The sequence below is a fragment of the Providencia sp. PROV032 genome (assembly GCF_028484875.1).
GTDB classification, from domain to species: Bacteria; Pseudomonadota; Gammaproteobacteria; order Enterobacterales; family Enterobacteriaceae; genus Providencia; species Providencia rettgeri_E.
The window spans coordinates 145,576-162,191 of the sequence record NZ_JAMPSX010000003.1; the positions used below are offsets into that span (position 1 = coordinate 145,576).

A 16,616-nucleotide genomic window follows, 5' to 3' on the forward strand; every position below is an offset into this window, starting at 1 on the left:
CGCGAGTTTAAGCTGACGTCAATTCAAAACTATTATACCAAGTAATTAGCTCTTGCTTGATATCCTTTGGTAAAACCGCACTATGACACCCTTCTATTGCAGCCGCTAAGCCTATGAGTAACTTAATACTAGGGTTATTCCTACCATGCTTTTTTAGCTTCATAAAACAAGCCTTTGCGCCCATCATACGCAAATCATCAACGTGAGATACACCGATTTTCCCTAGTGCGCGCTCAACTGACATATTCATATTAGGTAAATCTTTTATTCGCATAGTTATTGATTGTTTTTGTTTAAATTCTTCAATGGCTGAACGGTACGCCAACTCAATATATTGGAGAAATAAAGCCTCGTCATGCCAAACTTGTTCCGAAAGTTGATAATAACGCATTTCCAGTGGAATACCCTTTTTACTATAAACTAGCCGGTTAAACCCTAAGGATTCAAAATGGCTTCTCGCAACTAAACAGCCACGCAAATAAAAGCCGCCATCAAGCACTAACCCCACAATTGCATCATCGACTAATAGACAAAACCCACCAAAATGGTTTTTGCGCTTTAATTCGCCAAATTGACTTAACAAACGGGACAAATAAAAAAATTTTTCATCTTTTGACAACATTACTAAACTCCTTTTTAGATATGCTTAATTTTCATCCTTGAGAAAATTAATTTTATAATTTCTTTTTTTACAGATAATTACGCATAACCAATTTTGAGAGCATCCATAAAAAATGCCAAGAAGAATGCAGATAAAAACAACAAAGTTGCGAAGCGCTTTGAAAAAATAGTCTTGATATTGGATGGATATACAGTTACTGTATGTTCATACAGCATTGTAACGAGGTAAATTATGAGCATCTATTCTTGGAACAACTCAACAGAACATTCTCTTAATAATTACGCACAATCAATCCCTGCGACAGGGCTTACTAACAGCTCTATGCAACAAGGTATGGTGAGCGAACTTGTTTACGATGAAAAACACCCTATTATGGATTACATTTTATTACCCATGCTTCGCCAGTTTGGGGTCCAATCACGCTGGTTACTCTGGTTAAGCCCTAATAAAAAACTCAGTAAACACTGGTTAGAACAATCAGGTATACCCACTAATAAAGTTATGCAATTAAATCATATGGAAGATATCACCACGATTGATGCCATGGAAAAAGCCTTAAGAAGTGGGAATTATAGCGTGGTTCTAGGGTGGCTACCGGAAATAAGCGAGCAAGATTTTATTCGTTTGCAATATGCTGCTCAAGAAGGCTGTTCTATTGGCTTAATTATGCGTCCACAGAAAACGTATAATATGGTTAGTACACAAGCAAGACAGCCAAATCACTTAAAAATTCATTCAAATCATTACCACTAGCTAAGATTAAGAATTTTCTTACTAAATTTAACCTTTAGGCATATTTGTCTCTAAAGTTAAATTAAAAGTATTGTAGATCAATCAGATAGATTAAATATAATCATTGTTAAAAATATACATATCTCTCTGATTTATACACTAAAAAAACACTTTTTTTAACGATTTTTGCTCACTCTACTTGTATCTTTTTAAGTTCGTTGTAGACTTTAGCTTGTTCGGCTTATGGCATTATTTTTTTACTTTTCTTATTTTTTTGTAGATAATGTCTGCGAAACCTAGCAAGTAAATTAAACCAATGGCATATAATAAGGCTCAGCGAAGCCAAGCCAATATTGGATGATAACGAGGCGTAAAAATGAAAAAAACAGCTATCGCAGTAGCAGTGGCAGTAGCAGCTTTTGCAACCGTTGCACAAGCAGCTCCAAAAGATAACACTTGGTATACCGGTGCTAAATTAGGTTGGTCTCACTATGAAGACACTAAATTCACTTCACCTGAAACTAATCTTCACGTAGGTAACACTACTGACCGTGATACTCTCGGTGCTGGTGCATTCGCTGGTTACCAATATAACCAATACATGGGCTTCGAGCTTGGTTACGATTGGTTCGGTAAAATGAAATACAAAGGCGCTGGTAACAGCGGTGACCTGAAATCTATGGGTGTTTCATTAACTACTAAATTAAGCTATCCAATCATGGATGACTTAGACGTTTACACTCGTTTAGGTGGTATGGTTTACCGTACAGAAGCTAAAGCTAACCAAACTCAAGGTCGTTTCAAAGAAACTGACACTGGCGTTGCACCTGTATACGCACTGGGTCTTGAGTACGCAATCACTCCAGAGTGGGCTACTCGTTTAGACTACCAATGGGTTAGCAACTTAGGTGATAAAGACAACATCGGTACTCGTCCAGACAACGGCATGCTGAGCGTTGGTGTTGCTTACCGTTTCGGTCAAGCTGATGCTCCAGTTGTTGCGCCAGCTCCAGTTGTTGCTCCAGCTCCAGTTGTTGAAAACAAACGCTTTACTCTGCGTTCAGACGTTCTGTTTAACTTCAACAAAGCAAGCCTGAAACCAGAAGGTCAAGAAGCTCTGAATGAGCTGTACAACGAACTTAGCAGCATCGACCCAACTCAAGGTCGCGTACTGGTAGTTGGTTTCACTGACCGTATCGGTTCACAAAACTACAACTTACCACTGTCACAAAAACGTGCTCAGTCTGTAGTTGACTACTTAGTTGCTAAAGGCGTTCCAGCTAGCGCAATCTCTGCAGAAGGCCGTGGTAAAGAAGATCCAGTAACTGGTAACAAATGTGACGATGTTAAAGGCCGTGCTGCTCTGATCGAGTGTTTAGCGCCAGACCGTCGTGTTGAAATCGAAATCCAAGGTACAACTGAAGTTGTAACTCAACCAGGTGCTTAATTCTTAGCCCTAGTTTGAATTTCGAACTAAACATAAAAAACCCCAATTAATATTGGGGTTTTTTTATCATCAAAAATCACAAAAAATCAGTACAGCTTAAAAATACACTTCAAAAGATTTAATTCTATAATAACGGTATCTTGCTTAGATACTTGCTACAGTGATGATCATCACTGATCTTCTTTAGTTATCCGTTTCCTTTGGTGTCCCAAGGATCGCTTGCAAATCTTGTTTTAATGAGCTCATCTGGCTTTCATATTTATCTTTATGTTCTGCGTCTTCAATTAACTGAATAATAGTTTCAGACAACGTTTTATTACGCTTCACGGCAAGGTTAGACAAACGCTGCCACACCGAAAAGTTTAAATCTATTGATTTCTTACGTGTATGTGGGTGTTCTGCATTAAAATGACGCTTACGCCTCGCCCGAATACTCTGTTTCATTCGGTTATCAAGCTCTGGGTTCATATGCTGAGTGATCCACTTTAGTACATCAACCGGTCTATTTTCCATTTTTAGCAGCAAGTCTATCGCTTCTTTTTCTGCACTTCTTTCTATATAGCGGGTAATTGCTTCGCCACCCCTTGCTTTATTGACGAGGTATTCCCATTTCCAGCCACATTCAAGATTTTCAAGCTGCTGATATTTCATAATTTTTCCTGAAGAAAATTGAACCTATTTTTATATTAGCAAGATTATATACAAAATACTCAAGCAGATATTCGATTTAGTGGAATATTCACTCTTTCAATAAAGAAGATGACCTCCTCTTGTAAAAATAGTGTACAATCCGCCCCTATCTGTTAACAAATTAATAAAACTGCATGTCCACATTTGAATACATACTCGTCATCTATGGGATTGGCGGTGTATGCGCAATGCTATTTACCCTACTCGTAACAAAAGACCCTAACTGCTTTATGCGCTTGCTGAGCGCCATACTTATTGGCTTGACTTGGCCGATGACACTACCCATTGTATTTATGTTTTCGTTATTCTAGTCGATAATTCAACAATTATTGCTGCAAGATTGCCTATCAAAGGCTAATATAGCAAGCTTGCCCATTGGGTAATGAATGAGCCTGAAATTTGTTTATAAAACAAACAATGTTATTTAGCAAATTTATTAAATAAACCTTATTCAGGCATATACGCCCAGCTTATTGGCAGGCATTTTATTTATAACCCTATTAATAGCAGATAATTATAGTGATCAGTCAAGAACTAACATGGCAAGGCCTAATTCCTAACTTATCGTCATTTCAGACGAAATTTGTATCTTCAGAAACGTTGCCCCCTATACTTTTATCAGATATTCAGCCTAGGCTATCTGATGGCATACAACATTTCGTTGATGAATTTGCCCAAACTCGCTTCATGTTTATCAAGTCTGATGACAGTGAGGCGTATCTTAGCCTTTATGCTAATGCAATTACCCCCTTACTGGCAGAGATAAATACCATTGATGGTGATTATCAATTATCTGAAGATAGCCGTCTTTTTCAATGGAAAAGTGGTGTTAAAAGCCGTTTCTCTTCCCATGAAAAAATTGCTTACCGTAGTTGGATAGAACCCGAACAATTATTTGGCTATGTCACCCCTTCATTGAATTTAGTGCCAGGATTACTTCACCAAATTAATGGCGGGATCTTAGTTATCGCAGCTAGCGCATTAATTAGCCAACCTTTAATGTGGGCTCGCCTAAAAAATATGGTTAACCGTCAACAACTTGAATGGTTACCTTATTCTGAGAATCAGCCTTTACCGATTGAAATTGAACCACAACCTTTAGAACTTAAAGTCATTATTGTTGGTGACCGATTAGCTTTAGAAGAGTTTGAATTTACATCACCGGAACTATTTAGCTGCGCAATTTATGGCGAATATGAGCCTATTATGTTCTTCGAAGATGAAGAACAATTGAGCTTATGGATGCGTTATGTTAAATCCATTATTGAATCCAATAAATTACCACATATTTCTGCTGATGGCTGGGTCCCTTTCATCCAACAAGCTGTTCGTTACTGTGAAGATAAATTTAATCTTCCTCTTGATATTCTTTGGTTAGTTCGCTCTCTTGTTGATGCCAGCCACTACCATGTTAACCATTTGCTGACTCAAGAGTCATTTAAGCAAGCAAATGAAAACCGCCAATGGCGCCACAGTTTTCTTGCTGAACGTACTCAGGACGATATTTTGCAAGAACAAATCTTCGTTAAAACTGAAGGCGAAGTTATCGGCCAAGTTAATGGCTTGTCTGTCTTACAATATCCAGGGCACCCTGACGCTATTGGTGAGCCATCCCGTATTACCTGTGTCGCACATTTAGGTGACGGTGAATTCACGGATGTAGAACGTAAAGCAGAGCTGGGTGGGAATATCCACGCCAAAGGCATGATGATCATGCAAGCCTATTTAAATTACGAGCTGAAATTAGAGCAGCCACAGCCTTTCTCCGCCTCTATCGTCTTTGAGCAGTCCTATGGTGAAGTTGATGGTGATAGCGCATCACTCGCAGAGCTGTGCGCTTTAATTAGCGCATTATCACTACAACCTATTGACCAGCAAGTTGCTATCACGGGTGCAGTTGACCAATTTGGCTATGTCCAACCTATTGGCGGGGTGAATGAGAAAATTGAAGGTTTCTTTGATATCTGTGAAAAACGTGGGTTAACTGGCAACCAAGGTGTCATCATCCCGATGGCAAATGTTCGCCATTTATGCACCAAGTCTGCTGTCGTTGAAGCCGTAAAAGAAGGTCAATTCCACATTTGGCCTGTTGAACATGTCGCCCAAGCCATTACTATATTGACTAAGCAACCTTACTTTGAACAACAAGCTGAAGAAGAAAATGTACACCTGTTAGCTTTAATTCAAGAACGGATCAATCAAGCAAACTCACCTGATAAAGCCCGACTTCCTTGGTTCTTAAAATGGATAAGTTAAGTAAAGATTGCGTAAAAAATAGCAGATCGGAGTTGTTCAGCGTACAAGTGTAAGCTATCCTGTAGACCTACACTTAATAAAGGCTATCTTAAGAACATGGTTGAGAAACGCGGATCCTACACAAAAGATGATTTAATTGCTTCTGGTAAAGGTGAGTTATTTGGAGAAAATGGTCCTCCATTGCCATCTGGAAATATGTTGATGATGGATCGTATCGTCAGTATGACTGAAGATGGCGGTACATTTAACAAAGGTTATGTGGAAGCTGAATTGGATATTAATCCAGACCTTTGGTTCTTTGGCTGTCACTTTACAAACGACCCTGTCATGCCTGGTTGTTTAGGCCTCGATGCAATGTGGCAGCTAGTTGGCTTCTACCTTGGCTGGCTCGGCGGTGAAGGTAAAGGGCGCGCTTTAGGTGTTGGCGAAGTTAAATTTACTGGCCAAGTTCTCCCTACCGCGAAAAAAGTTACTTACCGCATCAGCTTTAAACGCGTGATCAACCGTAAACTGATCATGGGGTTAGCAGACGGTGAAGTCTTAGTTGATGGTAAATTAATTTATACTGCAACAGACTTAAAAGTGGGTCTTTTTAAAGACACCAGCGCATTCTAAATATTTGAAATGCAAACCTCCGCAATGGCGGAGGTTTTTAAATGAATGAATACCTTCAGCTTAAAAACCCAAAAATATGCAAGAAAACGAGCTCAGGCTATTTAAGCTAAACGTTCAAAGAATATTGGGGTTACACCACCGCTATGGTTCGATCCTCCATCGCCTTTCGCCAACCACCTAGCCAATGCGACCGAGCATCTACTGCTTGATATGGGCACAACTCTTTAGAGCGCCCTGCTAAACCTGCTTGATAACCTCTTGATAAAGCTCTTTCTAAACGGTCTCGCTTCTGTCTTTTCATGCCTTACTTCCCTCATCATTTAAATGGAAAAGAAAACAGTACCTACTATTTTTAATAGGTACATTATAGAAATAGCGCCCGTTGAAAAAAAAATCAAGTAAAGATTTTCATATATTTGTCATAAATGGCATAAATGTGACTTGTATATGACAATTAACACAACCTATTGATTTGATTTGAAAATAAAAACATTCTTTTATTTATCATAATATTAGCGAACAAAATCAATTATTATTCACTAATATATAAATAAAAAGAATATCTATATTTAATGAAATTAAAAATGCACTTTGAATATATAAACCACATATATTCAAGGTGCATTTAATATAAATTACTTAAGTAATAACCAATGATTAGTATTTATCTATCTCTTTCGCAATACTCTCAGCGACTTGCTGCCACCCCATTGATAACGTGCGAACTAGCTCAGGGTAACCATCTTCATTTTGGTCTAGCTGTACATCAAAATTACGACGGATCACGTTTTTATCATGAGTGTAAGTCCAAAAGCCTTGGATTAATACTTTACCATCATACCGCCCATTAAAGGCCGTCAAAGTAATATCAAGTGTATCCGGTGAGTTTTGTAATGGCTGCAAAGACACGAGTTTTTCAGGTAACGCTGCAGATAATTCACTCACCATCGACTGACCAAGCTGTTGTTCTAAAGGACTCGCCCATAGATGCGTACTTGCATTGGTATAACTGACATCTGTCGTTTGGTAAGTAATCCCATTTGATGTCAGCACATCTGATAACATGATGCGTTGTAACCACACTTGGCCTTTATTCATCACCTCTGCAGATTGTGTCTGAGGAGTTTTCATTGGCAGTTGGTAGTACTTTTTCTCTGGGGTACTGCTACAAGCTGCCAATAATAAAACAAATATTGATAGTAAATATCTCATTATTTTTTCACTCCTTTAGGCTCAACATCCTTCGTTGGCTCAGCTTCGAAAACTAACGCATTACTCTTATTATTCAAAGTACGTAGAAGCGGCTGAACTTCTCTTAATACTTGGTCTAAACGCTGCATGTTATCCACCATTTTATTATAAGCTGGAGAACCAGGCTGGAAACCTTGCATTGCACGGTTCATTTCTTGCAGTGTTTTTTGCAAGTCATGAGGTAAATTTTGGAACTCTTTACTCGCCATAACTTTGTTGAGTTGAGCCAACATCGCATTAGCTTCTTTAACAACTTTCTGCCCTTCTGCCAATGTTTGTGTCGTTTGGTTAAGCATCGGTTCAATTGGCATATTGTTAATTTTATCCAACACCGCAATGACTTTTTGTTGAATTTGCGCTAAACCTGCACTGGTTGTTGGGATAATTTTATAGCCGGCAACCACGGTTGGGCCTTTATAAGGCTCTGCATTTTGCACAAAATCCAGATCAACAAATAACGCGCCCGTTAATAAATTCCCTGATTTCAGTGATGCCCTTAAGCCATCTTTCAAAGCTAAATTTAATTCATTTTTTAAATTAAAGTTCTTACCGACATCCTTAGAAAAACGTTCTGGTTCAATGTGGATCAAAACAGGAATTCTAAAGTCATTATCCAGTGATTGGTCTAAACCTTCGGTATAAAAAGGCACTTGTGCAACAGTACCTAAACGAATACCACGGAACTCTACCGGCGCGCCCGGTTGTAGGCCTCGCACTGAGTCTGAGAAGAATAAGACAAAATCTTGATACTGTGTATACAAGGAATTTTGAATGCTGCTTTGGTTGTCAAACAGTTGGAATTCAGCATTTTCCTTCACATTAGCACCAGGAACCCACCCGGTTGGAACATCAAAACTCACACCACCGGTCAATAATGTCGCAATTGAGCCCATTTCAACATGCACTCCTTGGGATGACATATCAAAAGCTATACCGCTATCTTTCCAAAAACGTACATTTGAACTAATCAATTTGTCATAAGGCGCATTGATAAATAATTGATAACGCATATCGCGTTTATCCATATCAAAGTCGCTCGTTTCAACAGAACCGACCCGGTAACCACGGAATAACACTGGGTCACCTGGATTTAATTGTCCTGCCTTATCGCTCACCAATACAACACGAATTCCCTTAGCATCAGGTGATGCAAGAGGTGGGGTATCCAATAAGGTAAACTCGAAATGCTCTTTTGCCGCTAAGCCCGGTTGAAGCTCAATGTAAGCACCTGAAAGTAATGTACCTAGCCCAGTAACGCCATCACGCCCAATTGTTGGTTTTACAATCCAAAACGCAGAATCAGTACGCAGTAATTCTTTCATTTCATTGTTCAAACGCGCTTTAATGACCACTCGACTAAAATTGTCATCAAGCGTCACACTTTCCACAACGCCAATATCGACGCTACGGCTTTTAATTTTGGTTTTACCTGCTTCTATTCCTTCAGCATTGTAAGTGATTAATGTCACTTCAGGGCCTTGGTTGCTAAAATGGTAAAATAAGACCCAAGCGCCAAGCAAGACTGTCACTATTGGGATCACCCATACAGGCGACCAACTTTTTAACTTACTAATTTTGGCATTGGCCTGTGGTGTTTCTTTATCAGTCACCCGATGACTCCTTCTTGTTCAACAGTATTTACTGCATTTTTTCTTTCACAGCGATCCCAAGTTAATCTGGGGTCAAAGGTCATCGCTGCAAACATTGTGAGAATAACAACCACACCAAAGAAAATAATCCCCATCGCAGGGACAATATTCATCAATTGCCCCATTTGAACCAAAGAGGCTAAAATGGTGATAACAAACACATCTATCATTGACCAACGGCCAACATACTCCACCAGCTCATAAATAAAATGCATACGATGCGGGTCCCGATTACCATACCCTTTGGAATCTAGACAAAGCCATGCAATTCCTATCATTTTCAATGTAGGCACCATAATACTGGCAACAAAAATCACCATAGCAACAGGATATGACCCGTCTTCCCACAGTAAAATGACGCCATCAATAATGGTCGAATTTAATGCTGTACCTAACGTGTTTGTGGTCATCATCGGCAACACATTCGCAGGGATATACAACATAATTGATGTCATTAAAAGAGCCAAAGTCCATTGTAAACTTTGTTTTTTACGTACACTACCATGGGAGTGGCAGCGTGGGCATTTTGATTGTTCAGCCGGTAAAATTGCCGTACACACAAGACATAAGCGTACATCTTGCTTAATCCCCGTCTGGCCGACAATTAACGGCCTATCTAATTTCGGCGCGGCTTCAATTCGGTTCCATAGCCAATGGCGATCTAAGCATTGGAAAGCCCTTACTTGCAGCATGCAATACGCGCAATAAGGTAAAAAGCTTAACCCGATACCAATATCGCCGTAAGCTATCAATTTAACAAAACTGACTAAGACCCCCGCTAGAAAAATCTCAGCCATGCACCACGTTTTCATTTGGAACAAAATACGGGTGATCACCACTTTAATATTTTTAGGAATATGAACCTGCACCCCTAAAAGGATGATTGTGACCATACAAAATGCAGGAATAACCAATGAAAAAAACAGAAAAAATAGCGCCAAACCGCTATAGCGCGTGGTAGCTATAATTTCAATTATTTGGAATAACGATATTTCATTTTCAATCCCTGCGGCGCCCATCTTAACAAAGGGGAATAAGCAGGCAATAAATAGCATAATTAATGCACTAAATGCATATGCTGCTGGCTGCTTATACGGATATCGCCACTTTGAGACCAATGTGGTTTCGCAGCGTGGACACGTTGCTTTGCTCCCTTGTTCCAATTCAGGAACTGCAACCAACATGTCACACTGAGGACAAAGCACATGTTCATGAGACTCATGGTTGCACAAAGTGTATTTGCTCCTTTAATTAAAGCGTCATTCGCCGTTTTTCAGTAATTCAAGCTCTTGCCAACGGTCAAACGCTTGCTCTAATTCAGCTTCTTTTGCAGATAGCTGAGTCAGCGTTTTTTCTGTTACATCATGCGGTTGGTTGAAAAAATCTGCATCGCCAACTTGAGCTTGTAGTGCTTCAATATCACTTTCAAGTTGTTCCAATTTTGCTGGCAACTGTTCCAATTCACGTAATAAATTATAACTGAGCTTATTTGACCGCTTTACCGCTTCTTTCGGTTTCGTTGGTTTATCTTGGCCAGCCACTTTACCTGTTTGTTCTGCTTTCAAACTCACGGTTTGTGCTCTTTGCTGTTGAGCATCGTAATACCCGCCAGCAAAACGGTTAATCACGCCATTACCTTCAAAGATCCAGCATTCCGTCACGCTGTTATCGACAAACTCTCGGTCATGGCTAACCAATAAAACCGTTCCTTGGTAACCATCAACTAATTCTTCAAGTAACTCTAAAGTTTCGACATCAAGGTCGTTAGTCGGTTCATCGAGGATCAATAAGTTACTTGGTTTTAGGAATAAACGCGCAAGCAATAACCGATTACGCTCACCTCCAGAAAGTGCCCTAACCGGTGTCATTGCACGTTTTGGCGGGAACATAAAGTCTTGCAAATAGCCGAGAACATGGCGTGGCTTACCATTCACCATGACTTCTTGTTTACCTTCCGCTAAATTATCCATCACGGTTTTATCTGGGTCCAATGCTGCGCGGTGCTGGTCGAAATAAGCAACTTCCAACTTAGTCCCACAATGCACTCGTCCGCTATCTGCTTGCAAATCCCCCAACATCAAACGCAATAATGTTGTTTTACCACAACCGTTTGGCCCAACTAGCGCGATTTTATCGCCACGTAATACTTGAGCTGAAAAATCTTTTACCAGTACTTTATTATCAATCTGGTAATTCACATTTTCCATTTCAAATACAATTTTGCCAGAACGGGCAGCTTCACCCACTTGCATTTTCGCTGTGCCCATCACTTCACGACGCTGTGAACGCTCTACCCGTAGGGCTTTTAACGCACGAACACGCCCTTCGTTACGAGTACGTCGCGCTTTAATACCTTGGCGGATCCACGTCTCTTCTTGGGCTAATTTGCGGTCAAATTCCGCATTTTGCATCTCTTCAACACGCAAAGCTTCTTCTTTATTCACCAAGTAGTCATCATAATTACCCGGCCAAGATGCTAATTTCCCACGGTCTAAATCAATAATACGGGTTGCCATATTACGGATAAATGAACGGTCATGGGAAATAAATACGATGCTACCTTGGAAATCTTTTAGGAAATTTTCCAGCCAAAGAATTGTTTCTATATCTAAGTGGTTGGTTGGCTCATCTAAAAAGAGTACTCGCGGGTTACTCACTAACGCACGGCCCAAAGCCGCTTTACGTAGCCAACCACCTGATAATGAAGACAGTTCTGCATCTGCAGGTAAACCGAGTTTTTTCAGCACATCACTGATACGAGAATCTAATAACCATAAATTACGGTTATCTAACACCTCTTGCAATTCAGCCAATTTATTTAGATTTTTTTCACTCGGGTCGGTTTCGACCTCTTTCGCAACATGGTGATAATCTTTGAGGTACTGAGCTTGTTCTGCAACACCTTCAGCCACAAAATCAAAAATAGTGCCTTCAATATTACGCGGAGGGTCTTGCTGCAAGCGTGCAACAACTAAATCTTGCTCATAAACCAATTGGCCATCATCTAACGGCTGTTCTTTCGTTAACACACGCATTAACGTTGATTTACCTGCACCATTGCGGCCAACCAAACATACACGTTCGTTATCTTCGATATGAATTTCGGTATTATCCAGTAATGGGGCATCACTAAACGAAAGGTATGCACCCGACAAATTAATTAAAGCCATTGATTCTATCCTTACTCTGCGTGGCTAATTAGCCAGCAGTTATGTATTTGACGGTTACGAGCAAAATCTTCTGACAGTGTTTTCGCTGTGATTTCTTGCGCTTGTAAACCTAATTCTTTAATTGCTTCAAGATCCATTTTGAAACCACGTTTGTTATTAGAAAACATTACGGTTCCACCACGGCGTAATAACCGCTTTAGGTGGGTAATCAATTGGATATGATCCCGTTGCACATCAAACGTACCATCCATGCGTTTTGAATTTGAGAATGTTGGGGGATCAATAAAGATCACATCAAATTGTTCCCGGCTATTCGCTAGCCAACTCAAGCAGTCCGCTTGAATTAAACGGTGCTGGCGACCTGTAAGTCCGTTCGCTTGTAGATTTTTTTCAGCCCACTCAAGATAAGTACGTGACATATCAACGGAAGTGGTACTTTTCGCGCCACCAAGCCCCGCATGTACAGTCGCGGTACCGGTGTAACAGAACAAATTTAAGAAATCTGCATCTTTACTCATCTGGCCTAACATTTTACGGGCAATACGATGGTCAAGAAATAACCCCGTATCCAGATAGTCCGTCAAATTCACCAACATTTTCGCATTGTATTCTTGCACTAAAAAGAAATCGTCTTTTTGCGCTAATTTCTCATACTGCTGCTTGCCTTTTTGGCGCTGACGCGTTTTTAACACTAGCTGATTCGATGTCAGTTCTAGCACATTCATTGTTGCAGTGATCACATCAAACAGGCGTTGACGAGCTTTGCGTTCATCAACGGTTTTTGGCGGTGCATATTCTTGGATCACCACCTTATCGCCATAAATATCAACCGCAACATTGTATTCAGGTAGGTCGGCATCATAAACACGGTAGCAATCGATCCCTTGCTGCTTTGCCCATTTACTTAATTTCTTGATATTTTTACGTAAGCGATTTGCAAAATCAGGTGAAATTTCCGCGATGGTCTCTGACGGTGTAGCCGCTAATTGATAATTCTTTTGAACGCAATCTAAAGGGCCGTTTTTGGCTTTAAACTCACGCTCTGAACGCAGTTGCAAGCAGCTGAGTAGCTCGGGAGAAGCACTAAAAATCGATAAACGCCAACCAGGGAAGCGGGCCTTCACGATCCGCCCTAACTGACTATGTAGCGCAATTAAAGCAGGCTCACTTTCTAAACGCTCACCATACGGGGGGTTGCTAATGATTGTGCCTAACGTATCGACCTTAACTGGGTTTTCCAATGCAGCGGCATCACCTTGCTTAAAGGTGATTAAATCTTGTAACCCTGCCCGGCGTGCGTTCGCACGAGCCATTTCAAGTACACGCTTATCGATATCAAAACCATAAAAGCGCGATGTCGTCTCTTTCAAACCTTGGCGGAAACGCACTTGCGCTTCCGTGGTTAATTCACGCCAAAGTTCCGCGTTAAATTTAGACCATGCATAAAACCCCCAATGAGTACGGTGTAAGCCGGGGGCTTTATCCGTTGCCATCATTGCGGCTTCAATTAACAATGTTCCTGAACCACACATCGGGTCGACCAAAGGAGTTCCTTGCTGCCAACCTGAACGGTTAATAATTGCTGCTGCCAGTGTCTCTTTTAAGGGGGCTTGGCCTGCCAAATCGCGGTAGCCACGAATATGTAATGAATCACCACTCAAATCGAGAGCCACACTGGCTTTCTCTTTATTCAGATAGACGTTAATACGAATATCCGCTTGCTGGCGAGCCACATCAGGCCGCTGGTCAAGCTTGCGTACAAAGCTGTCTACGATAGCATCTTTCACTTTCAATGCGCCGTATTGGCTATTGCGAATTTCTTCGTTAGTCCCCGTAAAATGAACAACAAAGGTATCATTGACTGAAAAAATCTCACTCCAGTCGATAGCTTGTACACCGAGGTACAAATCTAGGTCACTGTAGACATCAAAATCATTCAGTGGCAATAAAATACGCGATGCCAGCCGACTCCACAGTAGGCTTTGATACATCACACGTTCGTCGGCCTGAAAATAGACACCCCCTTGGGCCACTTTGCATTGGCTAGCGCCAAGCGATTCTAATTCCGTTTTCAGTAGTTCTTCAAGGCCGCGAGCTGTGCTGGCAAACAGAGAATTCATAGTATTTATTACCAATTTGGATGAAAAATTGTTGCGCATTATAGCTAATCTTATGCAGTTGTCATAAAGTTGCTACGCACAATTATAAGGATTAAAAAATGATAACGCTTTCGCGCCTTTACACACACCCAGTTAAATCTATGCGAGGAGTTCGTTTATCCCACGCCTTCGCTGATATTAGCGGTTTGACTTTTGATCGTAATTTTATGGTAACCACGCTGGAAGGTAAGTTTATTACGGCGAGAAAATATCCACAAATGTTACTTTTTACACCGGTAATGCTCAATAATGGTCTTCACTTGCGAGCACCAAATGGCGAAAGTGCAACGGTATTGTATCAGGACTTTAACGAGAAGCAGAGCCCTACTGAAGTTTGGGGTAATCATTTTCATGCACTTATTGCACCTGAAGCGATAAATAGTTGGTTAAGTACCTTTTTTGATGAGCCCGTACAACTACGCTGGCTGAGCCCACAGCTTTCTCGCCGTGTCAAAGAACACCAAGATGTGCCGATGTCTTTTGCTGATGGCTACCCTTTCTTACTGATCAACGAAGCTTCAGTCCAAGAACTACAGCGCCGTTGCCCTGCGAGTATTAAATTAGAGCAGTTTCGTGGCAATTTAATCATTACAGGTGCCAAGCCTTTTGAAGAAGACACATGGAAAACCATTCAAATTGGTGATGTCGTTTTTACATTAGATAGGCCATGTAGCCGGTGCATTTTAACGACCGTTAGCCCAGAAAAAGGAATTAAACATCCCCACAGTGAGCCACTTGCGACACTGCAAACCTTCCGTTCAGATGAAACTGGTGATGTCGATTTCGGACAAAATGTGATTATTAAAAATACGGGGGTTATTCGTGTTGGTGATACCCTGACGGTACTAGAAACTAAACCAGCAAAACAATATTTAGTTCAAGAACGTGAAAGTGACCTAGCAGCTAATAGCTTGAAGACCCAAGCCAATAATGTCAGTTTAGTTTTTGAAGAAACAGAATATGAAGGTGATAACCAAAATGTGATCCTTGAGCAATTAGAATCCAATGGTTTAACTATCCCTTATTCATGTCGTGCTGGTATCTGCGGCCGCTGTAAAATCAAACTGATTTCAGGAGAAGTCACCCCCTTAAAACAAAGTGCCATTAAAGAAAACGGTTATATACTCGCCTGTAGTTGTATCCCGAAAACATCTGTTAAATTAGCGTTTAACTAAGCACTGGTTTTATTTTTAACACCATCAAGGGTTCAATTCTATGATGGTGTTAAACACGCAAACTGGGATTCATTAAATTAGCAAAAAGCCTATTTATTTAGTTATTCTTTTTTCCACGATCTTAAGTGATCACCTAAATAGCATTACCATATAGTTGACGTTTCACTTTAGATGAATACTCAAGCATGCGATCGTTCATGATCTTAATAGGATCGCAAAACCGTAAAGTTCGATCGGGTAATTCTAATATTGGTTCAGCTAATAAACATAAACTCGCAGATGGACCAGCTTCCGCAATAATAAATGTGAAGTAACGGTTCGTATTTTCTAAACACACTTGAATTATTTGCCCTTGCTTAGGCTCACGAATATAGTGAAATGAAGAAAAATACCAACTCTTTGGCATCTGTGGTTTTAAAAAACGAAAAGCAACTAAGCTATTTAAGACTAATTCAGCTCTTTCTTCATGAGTAATATTTAATCTTTTAGCCTGTTCATCGAATAAATAATATTCACCTGCATCTTCGATGCTAAATGGCATCTCATTACGAGCAAAAACCGTTAGCATCTTAGCAGGAAAACATGAACGAAATATCATGCCGTTGGCGAGATCTAACATCACCCTATTATGGTCATGATCAAAATACCAACGCCAATGATCATCAGGTTTAATATTCATAAACGATCCTTTAGCGATTTACCGGTAAATATAACAGAAAGGATCGATATCATGATCTTTTCTAAATTTACTCTAAAGTGTATTTTTATGCGCTAAATTAACTGCTAAATAAATTACTTTATAAATAGTCGGATAATGTCGTTATCTAAATAGCAAACTAGCTGCAAATTG

Annotated in this window: 15 protein-coding genes; 6 read left to right on the forward strand and 9 right to left on the reverse strand. The window is 40.3% G+C overall.

Translation table 11 applies throughout. The annotated features are described in order from the left end of the window. Positions 1–7 precede the first annotated feature (7 nt). Positions 8–622, reverse strand: coding sequence for a TfoX/Sxy family DNA transformation protein (locus PSF42_RS02085; RefSeq protein ID WP_125892681.1), 615 nt, complete (start codon positions 620–622; stop codon positions 8–10). Positions 623–853: 231 nt separating this feature from the next. On the opposite strand from PSF42_RS02085, the gene sulA reads away from it, so the two are divergent. After that, entirely contained in the window at positions 854–1,375 is a 522-nt protein-coding gene (sulA, locus tag PSF42_RS02090; protein WP_125892679.1) for an SOS-induced cell division inhibitor SulA, read from the forward strand. 355 nt (positions 1,376–1,730) lie between these two features. Further along, positions 1,731–2,801 carry a porin OmpA gene (ompA, locus tag PSF42_RS02095; RefSeq protein WP_213914471.1) on the forward strand — a complete coding sequence of 357 codons (1,071 nt, stop codon included), beginning with the start codon at positions 1,731–1,733 and terminating at the stop codon, positions 2,799–2,801. A 183-nt stretch (positions 2,802–2,984) separates the two neighbouring features. Here ompA and matP read toward each other — a convergent pair whose 3' ends face one another. Beyond that, a complete protein-coding gene (gene matP / locus PSF42_RS02100) occupies positions 2,985–3,452 on the reverse strand; it encodes a macrodomain Ter protein MatP (protein ID WP_125892675.1) in 468 nt (155 codons plus the stop codon). A 173-nt stretch (positions 3,453–3,625) separates the two neighbouring features. Here matP and PSF42_RS02105 point away from each other — a divergent pair, with 173 nt between their 5' ends. From PSF42_RS02105 to fabA, 3 genes are all read left to right on the forward strand, one after another. Then, positions 3,626–3,802: a GhoT/OrtT family toxin gene (locus PSF42_RS02105; RefSeq protein WP_004909646.1), complete on the forward strand. Its 177-nt coding sequence runs from the start codon at positions 3,626–3,628 to the stop codon at positions 3,800–3,802. Positions 3,803–4,010: 208 nt separating this feature from the next. Further along, on the forward strand, positions 4,011–5,747 hold the full coding sequence (locus PSF42_RS02110; RefSeq protein ID WP_213914472.1) for an AAA family ATPase: 1,737 nt from the start codon (positions 4,011–4,013) through the stop codon (positions 5,745–5,747). Positions 5,748–5,843: 96 nt separating this feature from the next. Beyond that, positions 5,844–6,362 (forward strand): bifunctional 3-hydroxydecanoyl-ACP dehydratase/trans-2-decenoyl-ACP isomerase, encoded by a 519-nt coding sequence (fabA, locus tag PSF42_RS02115; protein WP_004909641.1) that lies wholly within the window; start codon positions 5,844–5,846, stop codon positions 6,360–6,362. A gap of 130 nt (positions 6,363–6,492) precedes the next feature. Here fabA and rmf read toward each other — a convergent pair whose 3' ends face one another. The 6 genes from rmf to rlmKL all read right to left on the reverse strand — a co-directional run bounded on the left by rmf (position 6,493) and on the right by rlmKL (position 14,552). Continuing rightward, positions 6,493–6,663 carry a ribosome modulation factor gene (gene rmf, locus PSF42_RS02120; protein ID WP_004256131.1) on the reverse strand — a complete coding sequence of 57 codons (171 nt, stop codon included), beginning with the start codon at positions 6,661–6,663 and terminating at the stop codon, positions 6,493–6,495. Positions 6,664–7,019: 356 nt separating this feature from the next. After that, positions 7,020–7,574 carry a membrane integrity-associated transporter subunit PqiC gene (gene pqiC, locus PSF42_RS02125; RefSeq protein WP_125892671.1) on the reverse strand — a complete coding sequence of 185 codons (555 nt, stop codon included), beginning with the start codon at positions 7,572–7,574 and terminating at the stop codon, positions 7,020–7,022. Further along, positions 7,574–9,223: an intermembrane transport protein PqiB gene (pqiB, locus tag PSF42_RS02130; protein ID WP_125892669.1), complete on the reverse strand. Its 1,650-nt coding sequence runs from the start codon at positions 9,221–9,223 to the stop codon at positions 7,574–7,576. The genes pqiC and pqiB overlap by 1 nt, the downstream gene beginning before the upstream one ends. Next, a complete protein-coding gene (gene pqiA / locus PSF42_RS02135; protein ID WP_125892667.1) occupies positions 9,220–10,494 on the reverse strand; it encodes a membrane integrity-associated transporter subunit PqiA in 1,275 nt (424 codons plus the stop codon). Before pqiA ends, pqiB begins: the two co-directional genes overlap by 4 nt. 27 nt (positions 10,495–10,521) lie before the next feature. Continuing rightward, positions 10,522–12,432, reverse strand: a complete 1,911-nt coding sequence (locus PSF42_RS02140) for an ABC transporter ATP-binding protein (RefSeq protein ID WP_213914474.1) — start codon at positions 12,430–12,432, stop codon at positions 10,522–10,524. An 11-nt stretch (positions 12,433–12,443) separates the two neighbouring features. Next, positions 12,444–14,552 (reverse strand): bifunctional 23S rRNA (guanine(2069)-N(7))-methyltransferase RlmK/23S rRNA (guanine(2445)-N(2))-methyltransferase RlmL, encoded by a 2,109-nt coding sequence (gene rlmKL / locus PSF42_RS02145; protein ID WP_125892663.1) that lies wholly within the window; start codon positions 14,550–14,552, stop codon positions 12,444–12,446. A 98-nt stretch (positions 14,553–14,650) separates the two neighbouring features. Between rlmKL and PSF42_RS02150 the strand changes: the two genes are divergently transcribed. Beyond that, complete coding sequence (locus PSF42_RS02150; RefSeq protein WP_125892661.1) at positions 14,651–15,766, forward strand: YcbX family protein; 1,116 nt, start codon at positions 14,651–14,653, stop codon at positions 15,764–15,766. 133 nt (positions 15,767–15,899) lie between these two features. Here the strand turns inward: PSF42_RS02150 and PSF42_RS02155 are convergent, their stop codons facing one another. After that, positions 15,900–16,445: a cell division protein ZapC gene (locus PSF42_RS02155; RefSeq protein ID WP_102138502.1), complete on the reverse strand. Its 546-nt coding sequence runs from the start codon at positions 16,443–16,445 to the stop codon at positions 15,900–15,902. Positions 16,446–16,616 lie beyond the last annotated feature (171 nt).